Origin of the sequence: Wolbachia endosymbiont of Mansonella perstans (genome assembly GCF_020278605.1) — a bacterium.
In the GTDB taxonomy this organism is placed as follows: Bacteria; Pseudomonadota; Alphaproteobacteria; order Rickettsiales; family Anaplasmataceae; genus Wolbachia.
Map to the genome: position 1 here is coordinate 1 of NZ_JACZHU010000073.1, position 5,264 is coordinate 5,264.

The window sequence follows — 5,264 nt, forward strand, 5'->3', positions numbered from 1 at the left end:
TTGAACTTGGCAGGCTAGATAATAAGGAAATAGAGTGTTTAGTTAGAGTTGCACTGGGATAAAACCTTTTGTTACGTAATTTACCTGCCAATCGTAACGTTCATATAGCTGTACGCGTGATGCTGGAATGACACCATTGTTGACTGGCAAAACAGTATTTTTAATTTGTCCTATTACCATTAGCAGTTATTAAATGGTATGTGCAAAAATATTGATTATAAAAAGCTTTTAAAGTACAGTAACAACGTTGGTAATAGCTCAATGTATGCATGATATAGAATATATACGCAAAAACCCTGAGGAATTCGGGAAAGCGATGAGGAGCAGGGGGATTAAAAATTTTATTGTGGAAGAAATATTGGAAATCGATCATGAAAAAAGGTCATTAACCACTAAACTGCAAGATTTGAATAGGAAGCGCAATGAAATCACAGAAGAGATAAGGAAGCTAAAAATGAGCAAGAGCCGCTGTGAAAATGAGGTAGAAGCGTCAAGAAACGTAACAAATGAGATAGAATTAATCAGTTTTAAAGAGCAAACGGAGAAAGATAACTTAATGAATATCTTATCTAACTTGCCAAATATCCCTGCACAAAACGTGCCAATAGGTGAAGATGAGAGCTCCAATGTAGAGGTTAGAAAATATGGGGAGAAAAGAAAACTTGGTTTTGTGCCAAAGTCTCATTATGAGCTCGGAGAGAGGTTGGATTCGATGGATTTTGAACAAGCAGCAAAAATCTCCGGGTCAAGATTTGCAGTATTGAAAGGACGGTTGGCTAAGCTTGCACGAGCATTAGTAAATTTTATGCTTGAAATGCACATTAATGAATTTGGCTATACTGAGGTGCATCATCCGGCTTTGGTAAAGAATGAAGCAATGTATAATGTTGGTCAGCTACCGAAATTTTCGGATGATTCATATTTAACTACCGACGAATTGAGATTGATTCCTACAGGTGAAGTGGTTTTAACAAATTTGGTTGCTGATAAAATAATAGAAGAAAAAGAACTACCAGTTCGTTTTACTGCATATTCGGAGTGTTTTCGTAAGGAGGCTGGTAGTGGAGGAAGAAACACGAGAGGCATGGTAAGGCAACATCAATTTGGTAAAGTGGAGTTGGTGAGTATCACAACCGAAAACCGATCAAATGATGAACTTGAGCGTATGACAAGTGTTGCTGAAGAGATATTAAAGCAATTGGAATTGCCATATAGGGTGATGCTGCTATGCAGTGGTGATATGGGCTTTGCTGCGCAGAAGACTTACGACATAGAGGTGTGGCTGCCTGAGCAAAATAAATATAGAGAGATATCAAGTTGCTCAAATTGCGGTGCATTTCAGGCAAGAAGAATGAACGCTAAATATTCTTTAGAAACTAATAAAAAGGTGAAAAAATATGTTCACACTTTAAATGGTTCGGCTTTAGCCATAGGAAGAACGATTATTGCCATAATGGAAAATTATCAGAATCCTGACGGGTCGATTACAATACCAAAAGTGTTGCAAAAATATATGAGTAATGATACTGTTATAAACAAACAATAGTTTTAACATACAAAAAAACGAGGAAATTAAAGATGAAGGTTCTGGTTATAGGTTCTGGTGGACGTGAGCATGCTTTACTTTGGGCTTTAAAAAAATCTCCTATCTTAACTGAGTTGTATATCACTCCTGGCCGCCGAGCTATGGAAAATCTTGGGGTTCTTGTGGATATAAATATCCAAAACTCAATTGATATTACACAATTTTGCAAGAAAGGAAATATAGAGTTAGTTGTTATTGGTCCAGAGCAACCAATAATCGATGGGCTTGCTGACAACCTAGTTGCAGAGGGAATAAATGTTTTTGCTCCAAGTCGAGCAGCTGCAAAGCTTGAGGCATCGAAGTCTTTTACCAAGGGATTATGTAAACAATATGGTATACCAACTGCCAATTATGAGTGTTTTGTAGATGAGGGATTAGCTAAAAACTTTGTATGCAACAATAAAATAAAATTTCCACTTGTAGTAAAAGCAAACGGAATTGCAGCAGGGAAAGGCGTAATAATATGCAACACAGAAAATGAAGCTTTTTCGGCGATAGATTCAATGTTGGTAGAGAAAAAATTTGGTGAATCAGGCGAAGAGATAGTCATAGAAGAGTTTTTAGTTGGAGAGGAGTTAAGCTTTTTTGCTTTTGTTGATGGGTTGAAAGTTGCAACCCTTGGATGTGCAAAGGATTATAAAAGAGCTAATGAAAACAATGAAGGTCAAAACACCGGAGGTATGGGGGCATACTCATCTCCTTCAATTATAAGTAAGGATATGGAACAAAAAATTATCCAAAGAATAATATATCCAACAATTCAAGCACTGACTAATATGGGGACACCTTATAAAGGAGTACTCTTTGCTGGCTTAATGATTTGCAAGGATAGCCCTAAACTTCTTGAGTATAATGTTAGATTCGGTGATCCAGAAATACAATCTATTTTGCCTAGATTTGATGAAAATTGTGACTTATTAAAATTAATGTTATCAGTTGCAGAAGGAAAATTAAGTGCCAAAACGGTGGAGCTTACTAACAAATCTACAGTTTGCGTAGTCGTTGCAAGTAAGGATTATCCAGGTGATTATAAAACAGGAGAAATAATTAGAGGATTGGATAAAATTGAGAGTATTCCCGGTATACTGGTATTTCATGCTGGTACTCAGTTGGATGAAAGCGGTAACTTAGTTTCCGATGGCGGGAGAGTACTCAATATAGTAGGGGAAGGAAGCAATGTGGAAGAAGCTAAAAGTAAAGTATACTCAGCACTGAACTTTTTAGAATGGCCAGGGGGTTTCTTCAGGTACGATATCGGTAGTTAAGTTACGCCTGTACCTGAAAGCAGAAGTTTTAAATCATCTTTCTTAAAGGTATTTTAAACATACTAGATGTATTATTGACAAGTGATAATAAAACTGGGGGTTTTTATGGAAGCCTCTAAATTAACTTTACTCGACTTGCAAAACTTTCTTAGCAGTTTAAAGAATCATGTGTGCAGTGAAGTAGAAAAATATGTAAATGAAAGAGCAGAGGAAGTTAAAAACGAGGTTGTAACATATATAATGTACAAGGTGTTAAAACATGTTAGGCAACAAACCGCCAGATGCGTCCAAAGTAAGTAAACCCGAAGAGGTTATACAAGTTGATGATGGCTTAACTCAAGATCACAAAGTTATTTTAAGCTCTTTTTATAGAGAAAGTACTTATTGGAAAATATAAAGGAAAAACATATGAGGTTGCAATCATCAATAAAGGCAAGTTTATCTATAACGGAAAAGAATATGACTCTCCCTCTGCAGCTGGAACAGGAATTACTGGTAAAAGTTGCAACGGTTGGGATTTTTTTAAAGTATGCCTTAAACCTGAGGAAGGACTAAGAATTCTAAGCCATCACTGTACAAAGCTTCTTTCAGCTTAAAACAGTAACGTTTAAGTTATATATTAAAGCTTTCAAAGAGGTCTTAGTTTACTTGCCTCACTATTTCCTTTATTATCAAACATTACTTTAAATAATATGGAGGAGCACATTGTCAACAATTGCTATTATTGATTTTGGTTCGCAATTTACACAGCTTATCGCAAGACAAATAAGGGAAATGAGCGTTTATTGTGAGATATTTCCAAGCAACATCAGTTTTGAAACAATATCGAAGTTCAACGGGTTCATTTTCTCTGGAGGACCACAATCCGTAAATGAAAGCTGTACTGAGGCAAGTGAAGTAGTACATGAAATTATAAAACTCAATGAGGCAACAAATGTTCCTATACTTGGAATATGCTACGGGCAGCAACTCATTTGTCATTATTTTGGAGCAAAAGTAAAAAGAAAATTCAAACAAGAATTTGGTAGAACTGAGATCAAAATACTAAAAGAATCTCCAATTATAAAGGATACGTGGGAAGTCAATTCCGAAGTGGATGTGCTGATGAATCATGCAGACAGTGTTGAAACTATACCGCAGGGATTTACTGTTATTGCATCGGGTGTGATAAATCAAACAATCGCAATAGTTGCCAACGAACAGCGGAGGATCTACTGTACCCAATTTCATCCTGAAGTTAAGCCCACAGCAAATGGCAGCAAGTTGTTCTCTAATTTCTTGGACATTGCAAATTGTGAAAGAGACTGGACAATGAAGTCACTTGTTGAAAAGCAGAAGGAAAAAATTAAAAACTTAGTAGGAAAAAGAAAGGTAATTGCCGCAGTAAGTGGCGGTGTTGATTCAAGTGTTGCAGCAACTCTCACATATAAAGCTATAGGAAAACAATTGAACTGTATTTTTATTGACACTGGATTGTTACGAAAAGACCAAACTATTGCTATGTTGAAAGAGATTCCGATAAACTACGTTGACAGATCAAAATTATTTTTGAGTAGGTTAAAGGGAATAACTGATCCGGAAGAAAAGCGAAAGATTATCGGCAATACCTTCATTGAAGTGCTTGAAGAAGAGGCGAAAAAAATAGGTGATGTGGACTTTTTAATGCAAGGCACCGTCTACTCCGATGTAGTTGAGTCAGGGCACGCTTCAGGAAATGCTAGTACAATTAAGTCTCACCACAATGTTGGTGGATTGCCGGAAAAGATGAATCTAAAGCTAATAGAGCCTTTACGCTATCTCTTTAAAGATGAAGTAAGGCTGCTTGGAAAAGAAATTAGTCTTTCAAACGAGATAATATTTCAACATCCGTTTCCTGGACCTGGACTTGCAGTAAGGATCATAGGCGAAGTAGATGAAGAAAGGGTACGAATATTGCAAGAGGTAGATGAAATATATATCAATACAATGAAAAATTATGATCTGTATAATAAGATATGGCAGGCTTTTGCTGTACTGTTACCAATAAGAACTGTGGGAGTTATGGGAGATAATCGCAGATATGGATATGTTTGTGCTTTGAGAGCTGTAACATCGTCTGACGGTATGACAGCTGATGCATTTCCATTTGAGAGTAAGAATCAACATTCATTAGTATTTTGGAATTTTCTGCAGAACGTTAGCAGCATAATCGTTAATAACGTTTCCAGAGTAAATAGAGTTGTATATGATTTAACTTCCAAACCACCAGCAACTATTGAGTGGGAGTAATCGTGAGCCAGTGCTTCGACACTTGTTTTCTAAGTCACAAGAGCTGCAAAAATTACTTGACAACCTTTGCTAGCCTTGCTACTATAAAAATAAGGGTATTTCTGATTGAAAACTTGTTTTTGATCTCCAGGCTCAATGACAAAATT

General features: G+C 36.4%; 5 protein-coding genes. All 5 read left to right on the forward strand.

The genetic code is table 11. The features are described from left to right. Positions 1–265: 265 nt before the first annotated feature. The 5 genes from serS to guaA all read left to right on the forward strand — a co-directional run bounded on the left by serS (position 266) and on the right by guaA (position 5,118). Entirely contained in the window at positions 266–1,546 is a 1,281-nt protein-coding gene (serS, locus tag IHO13_RS04315) for a serine--tRNA ligase (RefSeq protein ID WP_225538435.1), read from the forward strand. 32 nt (positions 1,547–1,578) lie between these two features. Next, on the forward strand, positions 1,579–2,850 hold the full coding sequence (gene purD / locus IHO13_RS04320) for a phosphoribosylamine--glycine ligase (RefSeq protein ID WP_225538436.1): 1,272 nt from the start codon (positions 1,579–1,581) through the stop codon (positions 2,848–2,850). 259 nt (positions 2,851–3,109) lie between these two features. Next, positions 3,110–3,247 carry a hypothetical protein gene (locus IHO13_RS04325; RefSeq protein ID WP_225538437.1) on the forward strand — a complete coding sequence of 46 codons (138 nt, stop codon included), beginning with the start codon at positions 3,110–3,112 and terminating at the stop codon, positions 3,245–3,247. Between the two features lie 25 nt (positions 3,248–3,272). Then, positions 3,273–3,446, forward strand: a complete 174-nt coding sequence (locus IHO13_RS04330) for a hypothetical protein (RefSeq protein WP_368666882.1) — start codon at positions 3,273–3,275, stop codon at positions 3,444–3,446. A gap of 109 nt (positions 3,447–3,555) precedes the next feature. Beyond that, entirely contained in the window at positions 3,556–5,118 is a 1,563-nt protein-coding gene (guaA, locus tag IHO13_RS04335) for a glutamine-hydrolyzing GMP synthase (protein WP_225538438.1), read from the forward strand. The last annotated feature ends 146 nt before the right edge of the window (positions 5,119–5,264 follow it).

Excerpts from the sequence above, each read along its gene's own strand:
- serS (WP_225538435.1), top strand. The coding sequence starts at position 266 with ATGCATGATATAGAATATATACGCAAAAACCCTGAGGAATTCGGGAAA.
- purD (WP_225538436.1), top strand. The coding sequence starts at position 1,579 with ATGAAGGTTCTGGTTATAGGTTCTGGTGGACGTGAGCATGCTTTACTT.
- IHO13_RS04325 (WP_225538437.1), top strand. The coding sequence starts at position 3,110 with ATGTTAGGCAACAAACCGCCAGATGCGTCCAAAGTAAGTAAACCCGAA.